This is a genomic window from Caballeronia sp. LZ028, from assembly GCF_031451415.1.
GTDB lineage: Bacteria > Pseudomonadota > Gammaproteobacteria > Burkholderiales > Burkholderiaceae > Caballeronia > Caballeronia zhejiangensis.
Genome location: NZ_JARUXN010000002.1, coordinates 490097 through 509538, shown reverse-complemented (window position 1 = coordinate 509538; position 19442 = coordinate 490097). Strand labels below are relative to the sequence as shown.

Sequence of the window (19442 nt, the reverse complement as noted above, 5' to 3'; positions counted from 1 at the left end):
GTGCAAAAAACATCAAGTCAACGAGGCATAAAAATGAAAGTGAAGGCAATCATCATCGCTATGGGTCTGGCAGCATTGGCATCGACGTCGGCTTTTGCAGCGTCGGTCGGCGAAGGCGCGATCGTCGAGCAGTATGGCAACGGCAACACTGCTGGCGTGACGCAGACGGCGTCCAGCCATGACCGCGTGAAGGTCCAGCAGAACGGCGACGGTTCGAGCGCGACCGTTACTTCGAGCAACGGCGGCGCCAACGTGACCGACATCCAGCAAAACGCGGCACGCGTTTCGGGCGAATCGAAGCTGAGCGCGACGCTCACGCAGCAGCAGGCGATCGGTGAAAAGACCACCATCAAGCAAACGGGCAGCAACAGCACGGTGAACGTGACGCAGACGGCTTCGTCGTACGACAAGGACACGGTCACGCAATTCGGCAAGAACGACTCGGCGACCATCAATCGCACCGGCTCGAGCTGGAACACGGTCAACATCGATCAAGGCACCGGCAAGACGGCAGGCGTGAGCGACGGCGCAAAAGCGACGGTCACGCAGACGACCACGATCGGCAACCGCGTCGACATCCTGCAAGGCAACAAGAACGGCATCGCGACCGTGACGCAGACGAATGGCGGCTACAACTCGGCTCGCATCGATCAGATCGGCGATCATAACGACGGCAAGATCGAGCAGGTTTCGGAAATCGGCGACAACGTGTCGATCAGGCAGGCCGACTTCGCCCGCGCGCAAGTGCATTCGGAAAACGGCGGCGGCAACACGACCACCATCGACCAGAGCGGCGCAGGCGCACCGCACTATGCGCAGGTGACGCAAGGCAACGCGACCAACGAAACGACGACGATCCTGCAAACCGGCTCGGCCTACAACACGGCATACGTCGATCAGTATCGCGAAGCCAACGATCACACGTATGTCGTTCAGGCGGGCGATCGCAACACGGCGGCTGTTCATCAGACGGATGGCGGCAGCAACCTGGCAGCCGCGGTTCAGGTCGGTTCGAACAACAACATGGATCTGACGCAACAAGGCGCGTTTGAATCGACGCTGCTGGCCGGTCAGGGCGGCGGCTTCAACGAAGCGAAGGGCAAGCAGTCGGGCTCGCACGAAGACATGACGCTAACGCAAGTCGGCTACTTCAACTCCGCGGATGCTTCGCAAACCGGTGCGTATAACACGGCTTCGATCGTCCAGATCGGCAACGCCAACTACGGCTCCGTGACTCAGAGCGGTATCGGCAATGCGGCTGCGATCACGCAGGGCGGTTCGTTCAACAAGGCTGTCGTCGTTCAGAAGTAAGGAACGCGGCGCAACGAATGGCGGTATGGCGGGCGGCGAGCGGTTCGAAAGTACCGCTCGCCGCTGTTTCATTCACGCGATGTCGCGAATTGGCCGATCGGTGCCATCGGCCGTACACGAGCCCAAAATTCTAGCCCGGCAATTCACGAGGAAGCTGACTGTATTCCGCCTGTTTCGATCTCGGCACCACTGACTTTTTGTCGAGTAATCATGTCGCTCATCCGAGGCGACAATAGATGCGTCGGCACTTGTGCGCCACGCAGGCGCTCGCCCGTTTCGCAGTCGAGACGCATCAGCGTCACAGCACAATCGCAAGGGGTCAAACGATGCTCACCTGCTTCGCAGTAAGCCATACCGATGACGACCAGCTCGTTCAATCCGCCGAGCATGAGATTCTTCAGGCGATTGCCGACGAAGCCGAAGTAAGTTTCGAGCCGGGCTTTGCGGGCAAGAGCTACCTGGACGTTCCGACCAATGCCGACGCACGCGAGGCAATGACTGCACGCCTGGAACAGAACGATATGTCCTTCAGCGTGGTTACGCGCATCGCTTATTAGGCGTGGATCACGAAGCGGGATGCGATCGCGGACATGCCGTCGACGCGCTGAACGTTCGTCTTGCGATGTGGCCCAGCACGCGCTCACGTGCGCAACGACCTCAACCCCGCACGCACTTCCCCGGCGAACAGGTCCGGCTGTTCCCACGCCGCGAAGTGTCCGCCCTTGTCGAGCCGGTTGTACCAGATGAGGTTGTGATAAGCGCGCTCCGTCCAGCTTCGCGGCGCCTGATAGTTCTCGCGCGGGAACACGCTCACGGCCGCGGGAACCGATACGTCGGCGGCCGCAAGGAAGTTGAAGTGCGATTCCCAGTAGAAGCGCGCGGACGAGACACCCGTGTTCGTCAGCCAGTAGAGCGTGATGTCGTCGAGAATATCGTCTCGCGTCATCGCCCCTGATGATTCGCCGTTGACGTCGCGCGCGAACACCGCCGAAGTCAGCGCCGCCGCAGGCTGCACGTAGCCGTCGCCATGATCGAGCAGCCATGCGGCAAGACCTGTCGGCGAATCCGCGATGCCGTAGAGCGTTTGCGGGCGCGTGCCCATTTCCAGCGCGTACGCCCGGCGTTTTCTTGCGGCGCTGGCAAGCTGCTCGTACGCGTGCTTTTCTTCATCGTTGAGGCCCGCAGGTGGCGGATCGCCTGCCTGCAGCGCTTTGGCGATATCGGCGGGAACGGTCGCCGGGAAGTTGACGTGAATGCCGAGCAACTCGGGCGGCGCCTGCTTGCCCATCACGTTGGCGACCACGCCGCCGAGGTCGCCGCCTTGCGCCGCGAACTTGTCGTATCCGAGCCGCTTCATGAGCGTGACCCACGCGCGTGCGGTGCGCTCGGGTCCCCAGCCGGTCGCCGTCGGCTTGCCCGAGAAGCCATAGCCCGGCAGCGACGGGATCACGAGATGAAACGCATCCGACGCACTCGCGCCGTGTGCCGTGGGATTGGTCAGCGGATCGATGATCTTGAATTGCTCGATCACCGATCCGGGCCATCCGTGCGTGACGATGAGCGGCATCGCGTTCTCGTGCTTCGAGCGAACGTGGATGAAGTGGATGTCCAGCCCGTCGATCTCGGTGATGAAATTCGGATAGCCGTTCAGTTTCGCCTCGCACTTGCGCCAGTCGTAGTCCGTGGACCAGTGGCGCGCGAGTTCCTGCATCATCGCGAGCGGCACGCCTTGCGATTCGTCGGAAACGGTCTCGCGCTCGGGCCAGCGCGTTGCCTTGATGCGGCGGCGCAGATCGGTGAGTTGCGCTTCGGGAACATGCACGCGAAGCGGACGAATCGCTTCCTTGTCGATATTCGCGGTCTTCGCGACTGAGACGATCGATGAGTTCGGTTCAGCAAACGCAAGCTTGTTCAGCGATGCCGCTGCGATACCGGCCGCCGCAACCTCGACGAAGCGGCGGCGCGACGGCGACTTGGGAAGCGTCTTGTTATATGACATGAGAACTCCTGATGAAGGCGAAGCTATTTCGGCGGCCGACTCCGTCACGCGTACTGCGCTTCGAACACGATCGTTCGGCTCGGATCGCGTTGCATACGTAATACGGCGGATCCCGCACTGCTGCGCGATGGAAGTATTGAAGCGCGCCGACGTATCCCGTGCGTGTCGAAATCGAGGCGTTGTGTAATCGCGCGTATCCGCAGCCGCCGCCGATACGTTGCGATACAAGTTGCGGCAGTCGTCGCCTTGGTTGAGCGTGTCAGCTCTCCGGGTCGTACCCGAACTCGCGGAGTTCCTGCGCACAGCGGCAGGCTTTGGCGATGTCAGCGGCCCATTGGACGGACGCTTCGCGCGATGGAAGTTCCAGCACACAGAAGCCGCCGTCGAACTCTTTCGTCTGCGGATACGTCCCGTTCGTGACGGTGCCGTCGGCGGCGACCATCAGCGGCGTCACGTTCCCATTGATACCGCCGCCGAACACATAGACGCCCGCTTCCTTCGCCTCTCTGATGACCGCGCGTGCCGCTTCGCCGACCGCGTCGATGTCTTCATCGGAGACGTGCATCGCCGATGCAGGGAAGGAGATTAGGTACTTCGTCATCGTTCGATCCTCCGGGTGTGAGTCGGCCTCCCGCGTCGAAAGGCCACTGGAACGGCGCGAAAAAAGAATAAAAATCGCATCGAAAGATTACTAGGCTTTCAATCGGGCCGAGCGAACGCGTCTTACCTAAGGTGCCGATAAAAACGCGCGCTGCAAGGTAAGCGGACGATCTTCGCAATGCGGCCCTCAAAAAACCGTTGCGCCCATTCTGACGAAGAACGCGAATCATGGGCGCCGTATCGCGGCGCGTCCCTTCGATCGAGGCTGTATTTCTTCGGCATCCCGATCACTGCGAGCTGACCTGATGGCGCGCAGACGACGAGCGTGTTCAACACGCGCTTCCTGAAGACCCCTTACTCAATGGCCTTCCAGGAAATCCCTATCTCTTCAAAGGAGGTTGAAATGGCCGGTGATATCAACATTCGTGAACGTGTCGTGATCTTGCCCGAGACAGGCGCATTCGCCGAGGCGCGGCGTCATCCCGAATCCACATCGAGCCGCCGTGTCGTGCATGTCTACGGTTCGCGCGTGATCGTGATGGAGGAATCGGCGGAACCCGCCGCAAAGGCGCTGGCGTACGAATCGCTGCAGGCATCCGCGATGGTGGTCGACTCGCTGTCGGCGACGGAGCAGTTGGGCTACAACGCGTTCGCCTTGCGCGAATCGAGCGCGTATCGGACCGCGAAGTCATCGCGTCCGCGCGAGGGCGAATCGTGGGATTCCAGCGAGGAAATGCAGTATTCGTGTACTCCGCCCGAAGACTCCAGGGAGCGCGCCGAAAGGGCGATGGCGCAGGCGGGCGCGCCGACGAGCCAGCGTCTGACCGGCTCGGTCGCGGTGGGAATCGTGATCGTGGAAGGACCGAACGACAATCTCAAGTTTTCGCAGGACGAGCGTACGAAGGTCGTCGCCGAAGTGCAGAACGGACTGAGCTGGCTGGCGACGCAAAACCCGGAAGGCTTGACCTTCAAGTACGACATCAAGATCGTCGCGGTGGAGGTGCAGCCCGGCGCGGACACGCTGACTTTCGATGAAAAAGAGACGCTGTGGCGCGATCCCGCGATGACGCAGCTCGGCTACGGCACGGGCATGGGCGCGGTGACGGCGTACATCGAAAAGCTGCGCACCGATCTCGGCACCGACTGGACGTATTGCGGCTTCTTCACCAAGTATCCGCTCGGGCATTTTGCTTATGCGTCGATCGGCGGCCCGCGTCTCGTGATGAACTACGACAACGATGGATGGGGCCCCGACAACATCGACCGCGTATTCGCGCACGAAAGCGGGCACATTTTCGGCGCGCCGGACGAATACGCGGCGAGCGGCTGCAACTGCGGCGGATCGTGGGGCGTGTACTTCAAACCGAACGCCAACTGCGCGAATTGCGCGCCAGGGGGCGGCGTCGATTGTCTGATGAAGGGCAACACCTGGAACATGTGCGTGCACACGCCGTTCCATCTCGGCTTTCCGCTCGTTACACAGACCTACACCGGCGTATGGCGGCAGGGCAACGACGCGCACTATCTGTGGGTCAACGCATCGTGGAACAGTTTTGTCGCGAAATGGCAGCAACTCGCGGAGCAGAATCTGCGTCTCGCCGATCTCAAGATCACGCGCGAGAACGGTTCCGAGCGATTCCACGGCGTCTGGCGCGAGGGCACGGGCGGCTATTACCTTTGGGTCAACGCGAATCAGGCGGACTTCATCACCAAATGGCAGGAGCTGGGCGCCCAGGGGTTGAGGCTCGTCGATCTCGAAGTGCAGAACGTCAACGGCACGCTGCTGTATTCGGGCGTCTGGCTGCCCGGCGACGATGGCTACTATCTCTGGATCAACGCCGACTGGAACAGCTTTGTCGCGAAGTGGCAGCAGCTCGCGGATCAGAACCTTCGTCTCATCGATCTCAAGATCGTCGACGTGGGCAACGAGCAGCGCTTCTTCGGCGTGTGGCGGCAGGGCACGGGCGGTCATTATCTCTGGGTCAATGCGGACTGGAACAACTTCGTCGCGAAGTGGCAGGAGCTCGCCCAGCAGAATTTGCGTCTCGTCGATATCGAGATCACGCAGTCCGCGCAAGGTCAGCGCTTCTCGGGCGTCTGGCTGCCCGGCGCGGATGCGTACTACCTGTGGTCCGGCGCCGACTGGCAGCACTTCGTCGCGAAATGGGAAGAGGTCTCGGCGCAAGGCATGCGGCTCGTCGATCTCGACGTAGTGCCGGGCTCCGGCGCGCAGAGTCCGACGCCATCATCGGTCGCGGCTTCTTACGGCGGCATGGCGAGCGCATCGGCATCGGCGTTCGATTCTTACGAGGATGGCAAGGGCGGTCCCGGCGCAGCCACGCTGGCAGGGGAAGCGGGCTATGGAATGGGGAGCGTGAACGGCGAGGGCACGGCGGTATCGGCCCCGGATTCGGGCAGGCTCGCGGGCGTCGGCGGCGGTTCGTCGAACGGCGGCGGCCTCGCGTCGACTTCGACCGCGACCCGCACCCCTACCGCCGGCGGCGGCAACGCGTTCGGCGGCGGATACTTCGGCGGCAGTCCGCAACCCGGCGATGCGCCCGCGCCGCAACCGGAACTCACGATGGAAGCACTCGGAGGCGGATCGGTTTCCTGAGCGCGATGGGCTAGGGGTCCACGCGGCCGATGCGTCACCGCTTCGGATCGGGCGGTTGCATCGGCGGCGTGTCCCAGTCGAGCTGATCGCCACGGCGCGTCTTGACCTGGCCGAGCCGCGACATCCATGCATCGACGAAAAGCGCTTCGGTATCGTCGAGCCCGTTCGACTGCTTCACCGACGATTCCGCGTGCGTCAGCACGCTGGCGACGCCGTGCATCGACGCGATGCGTGGAACGGCCGAAGCATCCGCGGTGCTCACGTAGACGCGGTTCGAGATGGATTGCGTCGGCGGGGCGGCGCGCATGACGGCATCGCGCTCGGCGGCCGATATGGATAGCTGGAGAATGACGAGGACTTCGACCATGACACGTTGCTCCCGCGCGCGATGCGCGTAGCCAAGTGTAGGGCTGGCCGCATCCGGTCGCAACCCAGCGGCATGGATACTCGCGATGCTGCCCGACGAACTTATGGGCTCGTGATGGCGGATTTTGTCCGCAAAGATGACGCGTAATGCTCTTTCCTGCGCGGTTGACGGGGCATTATGATGATTGCACGTTCAATCATCGAGGCCAAAAATGACCGCTGACCAACGCCGCTCCGCTCTCGTCATCATCGACGTTCAGGAATCGTTTCGCCACATGCCCGACTGGTCCGACACGGATCTGCCGGCTTTCAAGGAAGCCGTACTGCGCCTCGACCGCGGCGCGCGCGAAGCCGGCGTTCCGGTGGTTCATATCTTCCATGTCGGCAAGGCCGGACCGTTCAAGAAAGAATCGGGCTTCGTGAAGCCGCTGGACTGGTTGCCCGCTTCGCCCGATGTCGTCTTCGAGAAACACACGCACAACGCGTTCACCGATACCGGCCTGGACCTGTGGCTGCGCCGGCGCCAGATCGATCATCTGGTGATCGCGGGCATCCGCACCGAACAGTGCTGCGAGACGACGACGCGAGTCGCCTCGGACATCGGCTATGCCGTCGACTACGTGACCGAGGCTAGCCTCACGTTTCCGATGACTCACGCCATCAGCGGCCGCGTCTACTCGACGTCCGAGATCAAGGCGCATACGGAACTCGTGCTGCAGGGACGCTTCGCGCGCATCGCCACAACCGACGACGCGCTCGCTGCGTGGCGCACGGCAAAAGCTGCATGATTCCGCCGATATCCGTATGGTTCGTGCTGACGCCGCCCGTGCTGATGCTCGACTATGCCGGCCCGGCCGAGGCGATGCGAATGGCGGCCGAAGCCGGCGGGCCTTTCGCGCTGCATCACTGCGGCCCGCTCGAGCGGGCGGCGACGTCGCTCGGCACCTTCATCGACGGTATCGAACCGTTGCCCGACAGGCTGCCGCGGAACAGTCTCGTCATGGTCGTCGGCAGCACGGAGTCGCCGGAGCCGGGCGCGAACGCGCCGTTCGATACGGTCGCGCAGTGGCTTCGATGCGCCCCGGCCGAAGACACGCGCATCGCCAGCATCTGTTCCGGCGCGCTCCTGCTTGCGCGCGCGGGGCTGCTTGCGGGACGGCGCTGCACCACGCACTTCGGACTCGTCGATGAACTCGCGCGCGCGGAACCGACGGCGCGCGTGCAATACGACTGCCTGTTCGTCGATGACGGCGATGTGCTGACGAGCGCCGGAATCACCGCGGGTATCGACCTGTCGCTGTATCTGATCGAGCACTATGCGGGAGCCGAGCGCGCCGCCGATATCGCACGCCGTCAGGTGGTCTATCAGCGCCGTGCAGGCGACGACGTGCAGCTTTCGCCGTGGCTTGCGCATCGGAATCACATGCATCCGGCGGTGCATCGCGCGCAGGATGCCATCGCGCAAAACCCTGCGCGCGACTGGAGCGTCGCCGAACTCGCGCGTGCCGCGCATGTGAGCCAGCGGCATCTGAGCCGCCTGTTTGCGGAGCACGCGGGCGTCACCGTACTGGAGTATCAGCAGAGTCTGCGGGTGGCGAGCGCGCAGCGCTTGCTCGCGCAGTCGGACTACAACATCGAGCGCGTGGCGGAGGAATCCGGTTTCGCATCCGTCCGGGATTTTCGGCGCGTGTGGCGGCGGTATCACGACGTGTCGCCCGCGCGGTTTCGCAGCGGTTCGGAGCTCGAATCTTCTGTCGACTGAACGCATCGGAACCCGCCGCCGGGCATATCTCGCCGCTTCCCGTCTGCCGTTTTGCCGCCGTCCACAGTCGGAATCTGGCAAGCATGGAGCCGGGGCTGCACCTCGACTATCGCGTCGTCTACCGCAGGGGCCGCCCCGGCATCGCATTTCACGATGGTGCCTTGCCGAAATAGCACGTACAACGCTGTGCGTCTGGCGCATGATGCTCTCACAACACCGACCCGCCGAGCGTACGCAAGCGTTCGCAAACGGCGCATTCACGGAGTGAGACGAAGCGATGCAACTCGAACAAGGAGCGGGTCGCCCGCGCACGCTTTACGACAAGATCTGGGACCGTCACCGGGTCATGTCGCGTGACGACGGACAGGATCTGTTGTTCATCGACCGCCATTTCATTCACGACGTCACCGCGCAGTCCTTCGATCTGTTGCGTCAGCGCGGCCTGACGCCACGCTCCCCCGAGCGCATCTTCGGCACGGCGGATCACTACGTTTCCAGCGTCGCAAACGACCTGTCCGCGGTGGCCGACCCGGAGCGGCGCGGCATGATTCAGGCGCTTCAGCGCGACGCCGCCGAGTCTCGGATCACGCTGTTCGACATGGACGATTCCCGTCGCGGCATCGTGCACGTGGTCGGGCCCGAGCAAGGGTTGAGCTTGCCCGGCATGACCGTCGTCTGCGCCGACAGCCACACATCGACACATGGGGCGATGGGCGCGCTTGCTTTCGGAATCGGCGCGACCGAGGTGGCTCACGTGCTCGCCACGCAATGCCTGTGGCAACGCAAGTCGGGCAACATGCGCGTCACACTCGATGGCAGGCCGGGCACGGGCGTCACCGCCAAGGACCTGATTCTCGCCGTGATCGCCCGGATCGGCGTGGCCGGCGCCGTGGGCCACGTCATCGAGTACGCGGGCTCCGCGATCTCCGGCCTGTCGATGGAAGGCCGGCTGACGCTCTGCAACATGACCATCGAAGCTGGCGGGCGAGCAGGCATGATCGCACCGGACGAAACCACGTTCGCGTACATCGCGGGGCGTCCCTACGCACCCGATGGCGATGCGTGGGACCGCGCGATGTCGCAATGGCGCGACTTGTTCACCGATCCGGGCGCGCCCTTCGATCGGGAAATACACATCGACGTCTCCGACATCGCCCCGATGGTCACGTGGGGCACGACGCCCGAATACGCCTGCGGCATCGACGGACGCGTTCCCGATCCCGCGCGACAAGCCGACCCGGATCGACGCGCGGCGATGTCGAAAGCGCTGAACTACATGGGGTTGCCTCCGAACGCGGCGCTGGAAGGCGTGGCGATCGACAGGGTGTTCATCGGATCGTGCACGAACGGGCGCATAGAGGATTTGCGCAGCGCGGCGGAGGTGGCGCGCGGCCGCCGCATCGCATCTCGCGTCGAGGCGTGGGTCGTGCCGGGCTCGCACGAGGTACGGGCTCAGGCCGAGGCGGAAGGACTGGACCGCGTGTTCAAGGAAGCCGGTTTTCAGTGGCGTTATCCCGGCTGCTCGATGTGCCTTGCAACCAACGGCGATATCGCCGCGCCCGGGCAGCGTTGCGCTTCCACTTCGAATCGCAATTTCGTGGGCCGTCAGGGACCTGGGGTGCGCACGCATCTGATGAGTCCGGCCATGGCTGCTGCCGCTGCCGTGACAGGGCGTCTGACCGATGTGCGCCGTCTCCTGGGAGCATGAAATGGAAAGCCTGATTCACCTCGATGCGGTCGCCGTCCCGATCGCCGGCATCGATTGCGATACGGACCAGATCCTGCCCGCGCGCTTCCTGCAAAAACCCCGCTCCGACGATTTCGGCCAGTTCCTCTTTCGTGCGCTGCGCTTCGGTCCGGATGGCGCCGAGAAGCCTGAGTTCGTGCTCAACCAGGCGTCGTTTCGCGAGGCGCGCATCGTGGTGGCGAACCACAACTTCGGTTGCGGCTCTTCGCGGGAGCACGCGGTCTGGGCGCTGTATGACTACGGAATCCGGGCGGTGATCGCCCCGAGCTTCGGCGATATCTTCTTCATCAACTGCCTGAAGAACGGGCTGCTTCCGATCGTGCTGCCGGAGAGCGTCGTGCTTCCGCTCCTGGAAAGCCTCGGCAGCAGGGCAGTCAGCCGGATCTCCATCGACGTGCCCGCGCAGACCGTGACGTTACCCGATGGCGCTTCGCATCCTTTCGATATGGAGCCCTTCGCGAAGGAATGCCTGCTGCGCGGCATGGACGAGATCGATTACACGCTTTCGCATCGAGACCGCATCGATGCATTCGAGCGCAATCGTGCCGATGCCTATTGAGGCGCGCGCTTTCCAAAACGACCTGGAGGAGTTCAGATGAAGATTGCAGTCATGCCCGGTGATGGCATCGGTCCGGAAGTAGTGGCGCAGGCGCTCAAGGTGCTGCAAGTCGTGGCACCCCATGCAGAGACCCAGGAGGCGCATATCGGCGAGGCCGGCATCCGGGCGCACGGCGTACCCCTTCCGCAGCCCACGCTCGACGTGGCGCGCAAGGCCGACGCCATCCTGTTCGGTGCGGTAGGCGTCGCGGACGAAGCAGGGATACCCCGCGAGCGTCGTCCCGGAACGGGTCTCCTGCAGTTGCGCGAAGCGCTCACGCTGTACGCGAACTTCCGTCCGGCGTATATGTTCCCGGAACTGATCGGCGCTTCGACCTTGCGGCCGGAAGTCGTCGATGGACTCGACATCGTGATCGTTCGCGAGCTGAACGGCGATGCCTATTTCGGTCAGCCGCGCGGCTTCGAGACCAACGAGGCAGGCGAGCGCGTCGGCTTCAACACGATGCGCTATTCGGAATCGGAAGTCGAACGCGTCGCGCACGCGGCTTTCCGCGCCGCTCGTCGACGTCACCACAAGCTGTGCTCGGTGGACAAGGCCAACGTGCTGGAGGCGAGTCAATTGTGGCGCGAAACTGTCACGCGCGTCGGGCGGGACTATCCGGACGTCGAACTGAGCCATCTCTTCGTCGACGCCGCCGCCATGATGCTGATGCGCCGGCCCAAGCAGTTCGATGTCATCGTCACGGGCAACTTGTTCGGCGATATTCTGTCGGACGCCGCGGCCATGCTGACCGGATCGATCGGCATGCTGCCGTCGGCTTCGCTGGGCTACGACCGCAAAGGGCTGTACGAGCCCGTGCATGGGTCGGCGCCGGACATTGCAGGCAAGGACATCGCCAATCCGCTTGCTGCCATCCTGTCGCTCGCGATGATGCTGCGCGAGAGCTTCGAGATGGAAGACGCCGCCGAGCGCGTCGAACAGGCCGTGCGGGCCGTGCTGTCCGCCGGCTACAGAACCGCCGATATCCATCAGGAAGGTGCGCAAAGCGTCGGCACCCGTGACATGGGCGATGCAGTGGTCGAAGCCTTGCAGAAAGAAGTCGTTTAGGGCGGATCGCGGCCTGGACCGGCTGGCAGCGCGGCGTCACGATCACGCAAGGCCAGCCTTGCAGGGCAGTTTTCGCACCCACATCCCTTGAAAGGGAGGAGACAACCATGAAGCTGAAACTCGCAGTTGCACTGTGCGCAGCCGTGGGACTCGTTTGCGCATCGGCCACGGCAGTGGCGAAGGACACGCCTGAGAAGCCCGAGCTGCACATCGCGGCGGCGTCGACGGGCATCACCTACCTGCCGATGCTCGTCGCCAAGCAGCGCGGCTATTTCAAGGACGAGGGGCTCGACGTAACCATCGCCGCATTCTCGGGCGGCTCGAAGACGCTGGAGGCCTTGTTGGGCGGCAGCTCCGATATGGTGGCGGGCGCGTACTCGAACACGATCACCATGGCGACGAAGGGTCAGCACCTCGTCGTGGTGGCCGCACAAGTGATTTGCCCGGGATGGATCTTCGGCGTATCGCAGAAACACGAGACCGACGTCAAGTCGCCCAAGGATTTGAAGGGCATGCGAATCGGCGTGAGCGCGCCAGGCTCCAGCACGCACATGGCGGTCAACTACATCCTGCACAAGGCGGGGCTGCAGCCTTCGGACGTATCGATCATCGGGGTGGGGCAGGCGGCCGGCGCCGTTGCGGCGGTGCGTGCGGGGCAAATCGATGCGCTTATCGTCAACGATCCCAGTGCCACGATCCTGACGAAAGACGGCAGCCTGAGACCGCTCGAGAACATGCGTACTGCGGACGGCAACGTGAAGGTGTTCGGGGCGGACTATCCCGAGTCGAGCGTATTCGCGACGCAGGACTTCATCGACAAGAATCCGAAGACGGTTCAGGCAGTCGCCAATGCGATCGTGCGCGCGGAAAAGTGGATCGCCACGGCGACGCCGCAACAGGTCGCCGACAACGTGCCGCCGCAGTTTCTGGGCGACAACAAGGCGCTCTACGCCGAGGCCTTCACGAACAGCCGACGCTGCATCGCGCAGAACGGGGAAATCACGGCCAAGGGCGCCCAAACGGTGCATGAAGTGCTTGCGGCCTTCGACCCGGCGGTGGCCTCGGCCAAGATCGACCTCGCCACGACCTACGACAATCGATTTGTCAGAAAGGCGGCAGAGGTCCAGCCATGAGCACCGCCGCGTATAGCGTCCCGCTCGACAGCGGACAGGCGGAAGCGCGCGAAGCGTTACGCTTCGACAACGTGACCTGCACTTTTGCCGGCAACGGCAAGAGAGCGCAGACCTACACCGCGGTTTCCGGCGGAAGCCTGACGATACGAGACGGCGAGTTCGTCTCGATCGTCGGTCCTACGGGTTGCGGCAAGTCGACACTGTTGAACGTTGCCGCCGGGCTTACCCGGCCTTCGTCGGGCAGCCTGAGCGTGTTCGGCAAGAAACTGACTCACGGTCTCAACACGCAGGCCGCCTACCTGTTCCAGGTCGATGCGCTCATGCCGTGGAAGACCGCCGAAGAGAACATTGCCATCGGCCTGATCTTTCGCGGGATGCCGCGCGAAGAAGCCTTGAGCGTCGCCCGCGGCTGGCTCGAGCGAGTAGGGCTGCAAGGTCATGGGAAGAAATATCCGCATCAGATGTCGGGCGGCATGCGCAAGCGGGCCGGTCTCGCGCAAGCCCTGGCGCTCAATCCCCGCATCATTCTGATGGACGAACCGTTCAGCGCGCTCGATATCCAGACCCGTCATCTGATGGAAAACGAGCTGTTACGGCTGTGGTCGAACGACCGCAAGTCCGTGATGTTCGTGACTCACGATCTCGAAGAGGCGATCTCGCTTTCCGACCGGGTCATCGTGCTATCGGCGGGACCGGGTACACGACCTATCGCTGAGTTCGAGATCGATCTCGAGCGGCCGCGCGAGATGTCGGAGATCCGGATGACGCAGCGTTTCCTTCAACTGCACACCCAGATATGGGACGTGCTTAGAGGCGAGGTTCTGAAAAGCTATGCGCGCAATCGAGTTTAGTCCAGGCAATCGCTTCACCGTTCTGGCGACGCGGCTCGCAATCCTGCTCGGCGTGCTGTTCATCTGGTGGCTCGGCACGTATCAGAAATGGCTGTCGCCGTTCTTCTTCGGCGATCCGGTAGGCGTGGCGCGTCGCATCGTCGAGTGGTTCGTCACGGGCTCGGTGTTTCGCCATCTGTACACGACGCTGCTCGAAACGATGCTTGCGTTCGCAATCGGCACGGTTCTGGGTTTGGGATGCGGTCTCTGGCTTGCCCTTAGCCCGTTTCTGGCGGTCGTGTTCGATCCGTTCATCAAAGCGATGAACTCCATGCCGCGCCTGATTTTCGCGCCGATTTTCGCGCTTTGGTTCGGGCTGGGCATCTGGTCGAAAGTCGCCTTGGGCGTGACGCTCGTCTTCTTCGTGGTCTTCTTCAACGTGTTCCAGGGTGTGCGCGAAGTGAGCCCGACCGTGCTCTCCAATACGCGGATGCTCGGGGCGAACTCGCGTCAACTGATGAGGCATGTGTATCTGCCATCGGCGACGAGCTGGGTGTTTTCGAGCCTGCACAACGCGATCGGCATCGCGTTCGTCGGCAGCGGGGTGGGCGAGTATCTGGGCTCGGAGAAAGGCGTTGGCTATCTGAATCTGCTGGCCGAAGGCGTGTTCGATATCAACTCGGTCATCGCGGGGATTCTGGTGCTGACCGTGTTCGCGCTAGTGCTCGATACGGCCGTATCGATGATCGAAGACTATCTGCTGCGCTGGCGCCCCGTGGCCGGACAGACCGTTGCCGCCAGCGCGTGAACGCGCGATCCAACCTGAAGGGACTAAATTGCAGACGAACACAATCAATCTGGCGGACCGCGTCGCTGTCGTGACGGGCGGCGCCCAAGGCATCGGTCTCGAAGTCGGCCGCCGGCTGCTCGAGTCCGGTGCGCGACTCGTGGTCTGGGACGTGAATCCTGCTGGCATCGAGCAGGCCCGTACTCAACTGCGCCGGCACGACGTTCGCTTCGAGCGCGTCGACATTGCCGATTACGCGAGCGTGCAAGCGGCTGTCGCGGCAACGCTGGAATCGATGGGACATATCGATATCCTCGTCAACAACGCGGCGATCGTCGGCCCGAATGCGCCTCTGATCGACTATCCGATCGATATCTGGAAACAGGTCATGGAGATCGACGTGAACGGCACGTTCCATTGCTGCCGTGCGGTGGTCCCGGAAATGGTCCGTCAGAACTACGGCCGTATCGTCAATCTCGCTTCGGTCGCCGGCAAGGAAGGCAATCCGAATGCGGCGGCCTACAGCTCGGCGAAGGCCGCGGTCATCGCAATGACGAAGTCGCTGGGAAAGGAGCTGGCACGTCACGACATCGCGGTCAATTGCGTGACACCGGCCGTTGCGCGCACGCCCGGCGCGATGGAGCAGGCGCCCGAGCATATCGAGTACATGCTGGGCAAGATTCCGCGGGGCCGTTTCCTCGAACTGAATGAAGCCGCGGCGATGATCGCGTGGCTCGTCAGCGAAGAAAATTCCTTCACCACCGGAGCGGTTTTCGATCTGTCCGGCGGTCGCGCCACCTACTGAAGCGAGCATACATATGAAGCTGTTGCGCTACGGTTCACCGGGCGAAGAGAAGCCGGGCCTTCTCGATGCCGATGGACATATCCGTGACCTGTCGAACCATGTTGCCGATATCGCCGGCGACGCTCTGCTGCCGGATAGCCTCGCACGCCTGAAAGCGCTGGACATTGCGTCGTTGCCGCGCGTGGAAGGCAATCCGCGTCTGGGCCCCTGCGTGGGCGGCACGCGCAAGTTCATCTGCATCGGCCTGAATTATTCCGACCACGCAGCGGAAACCGGCGCCACGGTGCCGCCGGAGCCGATCATCTTCATGAAGGCCACGAGTGCGATCGTCGGTCCGAACGACTCGATCGAGATTCCGCGCGACTCGCTCAAGACCGACTGGGAAGTCGAGTTGGGCGTGGTCATCGGCACGACGGCCAAGTATGTCGGCGAGGCCGATGCGATGAACCATGTCGCGGGCTATTGCGTCATCAACGATGTGTCCGAGCGCGCGTTTCAGGCGGAGCGTCAGGGCCAATGGACCAAGGGCAAGTCGGCGGATACGTTCGGTCCGACCGGGCCCTGGCTCGTCACCGCGGACGAAATTCCCGACCCGCAGACGCTGCCGATGTGGCTGGAAGTCAACGGACATCGCTATCAGAACGGCAGTACGGTCACCATGGTGTATGGCGTGCGATATCTGGTTTCATACCTGTCGCAGTTCATGTCATTGCAGCCGGGCGACATTATTTCCACGGGCACGCCGCCCGGAGTCGGCCTGGGGCAGAAGCCTCCGGTCTATCTAAAGGCGGGCGATATCGTGACGCTAGGCATCGAGGGCCTCGGGCAGCAGCGCCAGAACGTCGTGCAGGGTTGAACGCTTCGTGGCACGGTCGCGCGAGAAATATTCGACGGAGACAAACTATCGTGACAGCGCTTTGGCGTCAGGTTTCCATTGCATTGGCAATCTTCGCTGCCGTCTCGACTGCATCGGCCGCGAGCGGCGCGCCTGTGCCGGAGAAGCCGAAGCTGCATCTGGCGGCGGCGGGCGTCGGCTTTCCTTACCTGCCGTTCGTCATTGCGGACAGCCGGGGCTACTTCAAACAGGCCGGGCTGGATGTCGAGATCGGCGTGTTCAGCGGAGGCGCCAAGGCTCTGCAGGCGATGATGGGCGGAAGTGCCGACATCGTGGCAGGCGCCTACTCCAATACGATAACCATGGCCGCCAAGGGGCAGAAGCTGGTCTCGTTCGTGACGCTGGCCTCGTGCCCCGGATGGGTGTTCGGTGCGACGCGCGCGAGCCACGACAAGGTCAAGACTTATGCGGACCTGAAAGGCATGCGTATCGGCGTGAGTTCGCCCGGATCGAGCTTTCATATGGGCGTGAACTATCTGCTGAGCAAGTCCGGCTTGAAGCCCGGCGACGTGTCGATCATCGGCGTGGGTTCATCTGCCGGAGCGATCGCTGCGGCGCGCAGCGGTCAGATCGACGCGTTGATGAGCAACGACCCGGTCGCCACCGTTCTGCAGGGCAGCGGCGATCTGTTTCCGTTGGCCGTGATGCGAGACCCGGCCGGCACGCGCGCGACACTGGGCGGCGACTATCCGGAAGCGGCCATGTACACGACGAGAGATTTTCTCGTCAAGTATCCGAATACCGTGCAAGCGGTGACGAATGCGATCGTCGAGGCCGAGCGCTGGATGGCGCACGCAACGCCCGAACAGGTCGCCGCCGCCGTGCCGCAGCAATATGCGCTGGCCGAAAAGGATGTCTTCGCTCGTGCGTACACCAACATGCGAAGCTGCATTTCGCGCGACGGCCTGATGACGGACGCCGCCGCGCATACCGTACACGATGTCCTGACCGCATTCGATCCCGAAATCGGCAAAGCATCGATCGACCTGAAGGCCACATACGACAACCGTTTCGTCGAGAATGCGGACAAGCGTTGAACCGAGGAGACCAGACATGGAGAGCGACATCCGCATCCTGGCGGAGGGCCTGATGTTCCCCGAGGGCCCGGTGGCGATGGCCGATGGCTCGGTCGTGCTGGTCGAAATCGAGCGCGAGACGATCAGCCGCGTATCCGTCGACGGCTGCGTGAGCGTCGTTGCGGAAACAGGCGGAGGGCCGAACGGTCTCGCTGTGGGTCCGGACGGCGCTTTCTACATCTGCAACAACGGGGGATTCCTGTTCCGTACCGTTGCGGGGCTCAATCGCACTCGGCCGGGTATCCATCCAGGCTATACGAGTGGGCGGATCGAACGGTTCGACCCGCGCACGGGCACGCTGACGACGCTCTACGAGCGCTGCGGCGATCATCCGCTGTGCGGGCCGAACGACATCGTGTTCGACCACGAAGGCGGCTTTTACTTCACTGATTTCGGCAAGAACCGGCTGCGCGATCGCGATCACGCGGGTCTGTATTACGCGCGAGCCGACGGGTCGATGATCGTCGAAGTCGCGTATCCGCTTACTACCGCGAACGGCGTCGGTCTGTCGCCCGACGATCGCGTGGTCTACGTCGCCGAAACAGAAACGGCGCGCTTATGGGCGTTCGACCTCGAGGAACCCGGCCGGGCGCGCAAGCATCCGTATCCATCGCCGCACGGCGGACGTCTCGTGTGCGGGCTTCCGGGCTACCAGCGATTCGACAGCCTGGCCGTGGACGCGGCAGGAAACATTTGCGTAGCGACGCTCGTCACGGGTTGCATCACCGTGGTCGCGCCGACCGGCGAGGTGATGCGGCAAGTCATGGTCCCCGACGGCATGGTGACGAACATCTGCTTCGGAGGCGCCGACATGAAGACAGCGTATGTCACGATGTCCGGCACCGGGCGTCTGGGTGTGCTGTCGTGGCCGGAACCCGGATTGAGGCTAGCTTATTCGTGATTGCCGGGCTGCTGCTGCGCGCTTGCGAGCAGGTGTTTGAGGAAGAGCTGGACGGGTGCGGGAAGAGACTCCGCCTCACGCACGCAGATTTTCCAGTGCCGCTCGGCCCACGGTTCGTCCAGCAGGACAGCAACCAGCGGCGCCGAGCTGACGTAGCGCTCGGCGTGATGCTCGGGCACGAGTCCCACGCCAAGGCGCGCTTCGACCATGCTGCGCACCGGCTCGAAGCCATTGACCCGGATAGACAGCTTGAGCGGATGGTCGAGGTCTGCCGCCGCGCGCAACACCAGCGAATTCAGATAGCTTCCTTCCTGAGGCCCCACGAGCGGATATCGCGCCACCTCGCGAAACTTGAGACGGCCGGCACGGCCCAGCGGATGATCGGGCGGCATGATGACCACGAGGCGGTCGCTTCGGTACGGATAGACCTGCAGGCCGGCAGTTACCGTGGTGCCGCCGAACACGCCGATATCGGCAGTGTTTTCGGAAACGGCGCGCACGACAGCAGGGCTCAGGCTCTCCTGAAGGTCGATGCGCAAAGCTGGATGGAGATCCAGGAAATCGCGGATATCCTTGGCGATGTACTGGACGATGGTGGAGAGGCTGGCGTGTAGCCGGATCTGACCGCGAACGCCTTCCGCGTGGTCGAGCAATTCGCTTTCCATCTGCTGGATGTCGCGCAGAAGCGTCCGTGCGTGTTGCAGCAGTGCTGCCGCCGCGACGGTCAATTCCAGCCCCTTGTTGCTACGCACGAACAACGCCGTCTTGAGGATGTCTTCGAGCTGCGACATGCGCTTGCTGAGCGCCGAAGCCGCGATGTTCTCGAATTCCGCAGCCCGCGCGATGCTGCCGTGTTCGCAGACGGCGACGAAAAGCTTCAGCGATTGGAGGTCGAAGCGCAAGTGAATCTCCGGGGACGCGATCGCTCGCGCCGCGACGTTTTCATGACG

General features: G+C 63.1%; 19 protein-coding genes. 15 read left to right on the top strand and 4 right to left on the bottom strand.

What is annotated here, in order from left to right; all coding sequences use genetic code 11:
- The first annotated feature begins 33 nt into the window (after positions 1-33).
- Both QCE58_RS16525 and QCE58_RS16520 read left to right on the top strand, forming a co-directional pair.
- Positions 34-1311, top strand: coding sequence for a curlin associated protein (locus tag QCE58_RS16525; protein WP_008346592.1), 1278 nt, complete (start codon positions 34-36; stop codon positions 1309-1311).
- A gap of 326 nt (positions 1312-1637) precedes the next feature.
- The gene (locus tag QCE58_RS16520; protein ID WP_144403629.1) at positions 1638-1868 is read left to right on the top strand and encodes a hypothetical protein; all 231 of its coding nucleotides are present in this window, start codon (positions 1638-1640) and stop codon (positions 1866-1868) included.
- Between the two features lie 83 nt (positions 1869-1951).
- Here the strand turns inward: QCE58_RS16520 and QCE58_RS16515 are convergent, their stop codons facing one another.
- Positions 1952-3310 carry an epoxide hydrolase family protein gene (locus QCE58_RS16515; RefSeq protein WP_250522502.1) on the bottom strand — a complete coding sequence of 453 codons (1359 nt, stop codon included), beginning with the start codon at positions 3308-3310 and terminating at the stop codon, positions 1952-1954.
- 259 nt (positions 3311-3569) lie between these two features.
- Positions 3570-3911, bottom strand: a complete 342-nt coding sequence (locus QCE58_RS16510) for a YciI family protein (protein WP_250522503.1) — start codon at positions 3909-3911, stop codon at positions 3570-3572.
- 402 nt (positions 3912-4313) lie between these two features.
- Between QCE58_RS16510 and QCE58_RS16505 the strand changes: the two genes are divergently transcribed.
- Positions 4314-6524 carry a hypothetical protein gene (locus QCE58_RS16505; protein WP_241814120.1) on the top strand — a complete coding sequence of 737 codons (2211 nt, stop codon included), beginning with the start codon at positions 4314-4316 and terminating at the stop codon, positions 6522-6524.
- Between the two features lie 34 nt (positions 6525-6558).
- Here QCE58_RS16505 and QCE58_RS16500 read toward each other — a convergent pair whose 3' ends face one another.
- A complete protein-coding gene (locus tag QCE58_RS16500) occupies positions 6559-6891 on the bottom strand; it encodes a hypothetical protein (RefSeq protein ID WP_008346602.1) in 333 nt (110 codons plus the stop codon).
- A gap of 211 nt (positions 6892-7102) precedes the next feature.
- Here QCE58_RS16500 and QCE58_RS16495 point away from each other — a divergent pair, with 211 nt between their 5' ends.
- The 12 genes from QCE58_RS16495 to QCE58_RS16440 all read left to right on the top strand — a co-directional run bounded on the left by QCE58_RS16495 (position 7103) and on the right by QCE58_RS16440 (position 18492).
- Positions 7103-7678, top strand: a complete 576-nt coding sequence (locus QCE58_RS16495) for an isochorismatase family protein (RefSeq protein WP_250522504.1) — start codon at positions 7103-7105, stop codon at positions 7676-7678.
- Entirely contained in the window at positions 7675-8652 is a 978-nt protein-coding gene (locus QCE58_RS16490; protein ID WP_250441430.1) for a GlxA family transcriptional regulator, read from the top strand. Before QCE58_RS16495 ends, QCE58_RS16490 begins: the two co-directional genes overlap by 4 nt.
- Positions 8653-8929: 277 nt before the next feature.
- On the top strand, positions 8930-10360 hold the full coding sequence (gene leuC, locus QCE58_RS16485) for a 3-isopropylmalate dehydratase large subunit (protein WP_250503911.1): 1431 nt from the start codon (positions 8930-8932) through the stop codon (positions 10358-10360).
- 1 nt (position 10361) lies between these two features.
- Positions 10362-10958: a 3-isopropylmalate dehydratase small subunit gene (gene leuD / locus QCE58_RS16480; protein WP_250503912.1), complete on the top strand. Its 597-nt coding sequence runs from the start codon at positions 10362-10364 to the stop codon at positions 10956-10958.
- 36 nt (positions 10959-10994) lie between these two features.
- Positions 10995-12065 carry a 3-isopropylmalate dehydrogenase gene (gene leuB / locus QCE58_RS16475; protein WP_250441432.1) on the top strand — a complete coding sequence of 357 codons (1071 nt, stop codon included), beginning with the start codon at positions 10995-10997 and terminating at the stop codon, positions 12063-12065.
- 107 nt (positions 12066-12172) lie between these two features.
- A complete protein-coding gene (locus QCE58_RS16470; protein WP_008346612.1) occupies positions 12173-13198 on the top strand; it encodes an ABC transporter substrate-binding protein in 1026 nt (341 codons plus the stop codon).
- Positions 13195-14049 carry an ABC transporter ATP-binding protein gene (locus QCE58_RS16465; RefSeq protein WP_175980146.1) on the top strand — a complete coding sequence of 285 codons (855 nt, stop codon included), beginning with the start codon at positions 13195-13197 and terminating at the stop codon, positions 14047-14049. The genes QCE58_RS16470 and QCE58_RS16465 overlap by 4 nt, the downstream gene beginning before the upstream one ends.
- Positions 14030-14836 (top strand): ABC transporter permease, encoded by an 807-nt coding sequence (locus QCE58_RS16460; RefSeq protein WP_309779884.1) that lies wholly within the window; start codon positions 14030-14032, stop codon positions 14834-14836. Before QCE58_RS16465 ends, QCE58_RS16460 begins: the two co-directional genes overlap by 20 nt.
- Positions 14837-14864: 28 nt before the next feature.
- Entirely contained in the window at positions 14865-15620 is a 756-nt protein-coding gene (locus QCE58_RS16455; RefSeq protein ID WP_250522506.1) for an SDR family NAD(P)-dependent oxidoreductase, read from the top strand.
- A 13-nt stretch (positions 15621-15633) separates the two neighbouring features.
- Complete coding sequence (locus QCE58_RS16450) at positions 15634-16476, top strand: fumarylacetoacetate hydrolase family protein (protein ID WP_008346620.1); 843 nt, start codon at positions 15634-15636, stop codon at positions 16474-16476.
- A 50-nt stretch (positions 16477-16526) separates the two neighbouring features.
- A complete protein-coding gene (locus tag QCE58_RS16445) occupies positions 16527-17552 on the top strand; it encodes an ABC transporter substrate-binding protein (protein WP_409014127.1) in 1026 nt (341 codons plus the stop codon).
- A 16-nt stretch (positions 17553-17568) separates the two neighbouring features.
- Positions 17569-18492, top strand: coding sequence for an SMP-30/gluconolactonase/LRE family protein (locus QCE58_RS16440; protein WP_309779883.1), 924 nt, complete (start codon positions 17569-17571; stop codon positions 18490-18492).
- Here QCE58_RS16440 and QCE58_RS16435 read toward each other — a convergent pair.
- Complete coding sequence (locus QCE58_RS16435; protein ID WP_008346626.1) at positions 18483-19394, bottom strand: LysR family transcriptional regulator; 912 nt, start codon at positions 19392-19394, stop codon at positions 18483-18485. The genes QCE58_RS16440 and QCE58_RS16435 overlap by 10 nt on opposite strands.
- Between the last annotated feature and the right edge of the window lie 48 nt (positions 19395-19442).

Coding starts and splice junctions, on each gene's coding strand:
- QCE58_RS16505 (WP_241814120.1), top strand. CDS start 4,314: ATGGCCGGTGATATCAACATTCGTGAACGTGTCGTGATCTTGCCCGAG.
- QCE58_RS16500 (WP_008346602.1), bottom strand. CDS start 6,891: ATGGTCGAAGTCCTCGTCATTCTCCAGCTATCCATATCGGCCGCCGAG.
- leuC (WP_250503911.1), top strand. CDS start 8,930: ATGCAACTCGAACAAGGAGCGGGTCGCCCGCGCACGCTTTACGACAAG.
- QCE58_RS16515 (WP_250522502.1), bottom strand. CDS start 3,310: ATGTCATATAACAAGACGCTTCCCAAGTCGCCGTCGCGCCGCCGCTTC.
- QCE58_RS16470 (WP_008346612.1), top strand. CDS start 12,173: ATGAAGCTGAAACTCGCAGTTGCACTGTGCGCAGCCGTGGGACTCGTT.
- QCE58_RS16510 (WP_250522503.1), bottom strand. CDS start 3,911: ATGACGAAGTACCTAATCTCCTTCCCTGCATCGGCGATGCACGTCTCC.
- QCE58_RS16525 (WP_008346592.1), top strand. CDS start 34: ATGAAAGTGAAGGCAATCATCATCGCTATGGGTCTGGCAGCATTGGCA.
- QCE58_RS16490 (WP_250441430.1), top strand. CDS start 7,675: ATGATTCCGCCGATATCCGTATGGTTCGTGCTGACGCCGCCCGTGCTG.
- QCE58_RS16450 (WP_008346620.1), top strand. CDS start 15,634: ATGAAGCTGTTGCGCTACGGTTCACCGGGCGAAGAGAAGCCGGGCCTT.
- QCE58_RS16520 (WP_144403629.1), top strand. CDS start 1,638: ATGCTCACCTGCTTCGCAGTAAGCCATACCGATGACGACCAGCTCGTT.
- leuD (WP_250503912.1), top strand. CDS start 10,362: ATGGAAAGCCTGATTCACCTCGATGCGGTCGCCGTCCCGATCGCCGGC.
- leuB (WP_250441432.1), top strand. CDS start 10,995: ATGAAGATTGCAGTCATGCCCGGTGATGGCATCGGTCCGGAAGTAGTG.
- QCE58_RS16495 (WP_250522504.1), top strand. CDS start 7,103: ATGACCGCTGACCAACGCCGCTCCGCTCTCGTCATCATCGACGTTCAG.
- QCE58_RS16440 (WP_309779883.1), top strand. CDS start 17,569: ATGGAGAGCGACATCCGCATCCTGGCGGAGGGCCTGATGTTCCCCGAG.
- QCE58_RS16460 (WP_309779884.1), top strand. CDS start 14,030: ATGCGCGCAATCGAGTTTAGTCCAGGCAATCGCTTCACCGTTCTGGCG.
- QCE58_RS16465 (WP_175980146.1), top strand. CDS start 13,195: ATGAGCACCGCCGCGTATAGCGTCCCGCTCGACAGCGGACAGGCGGAA.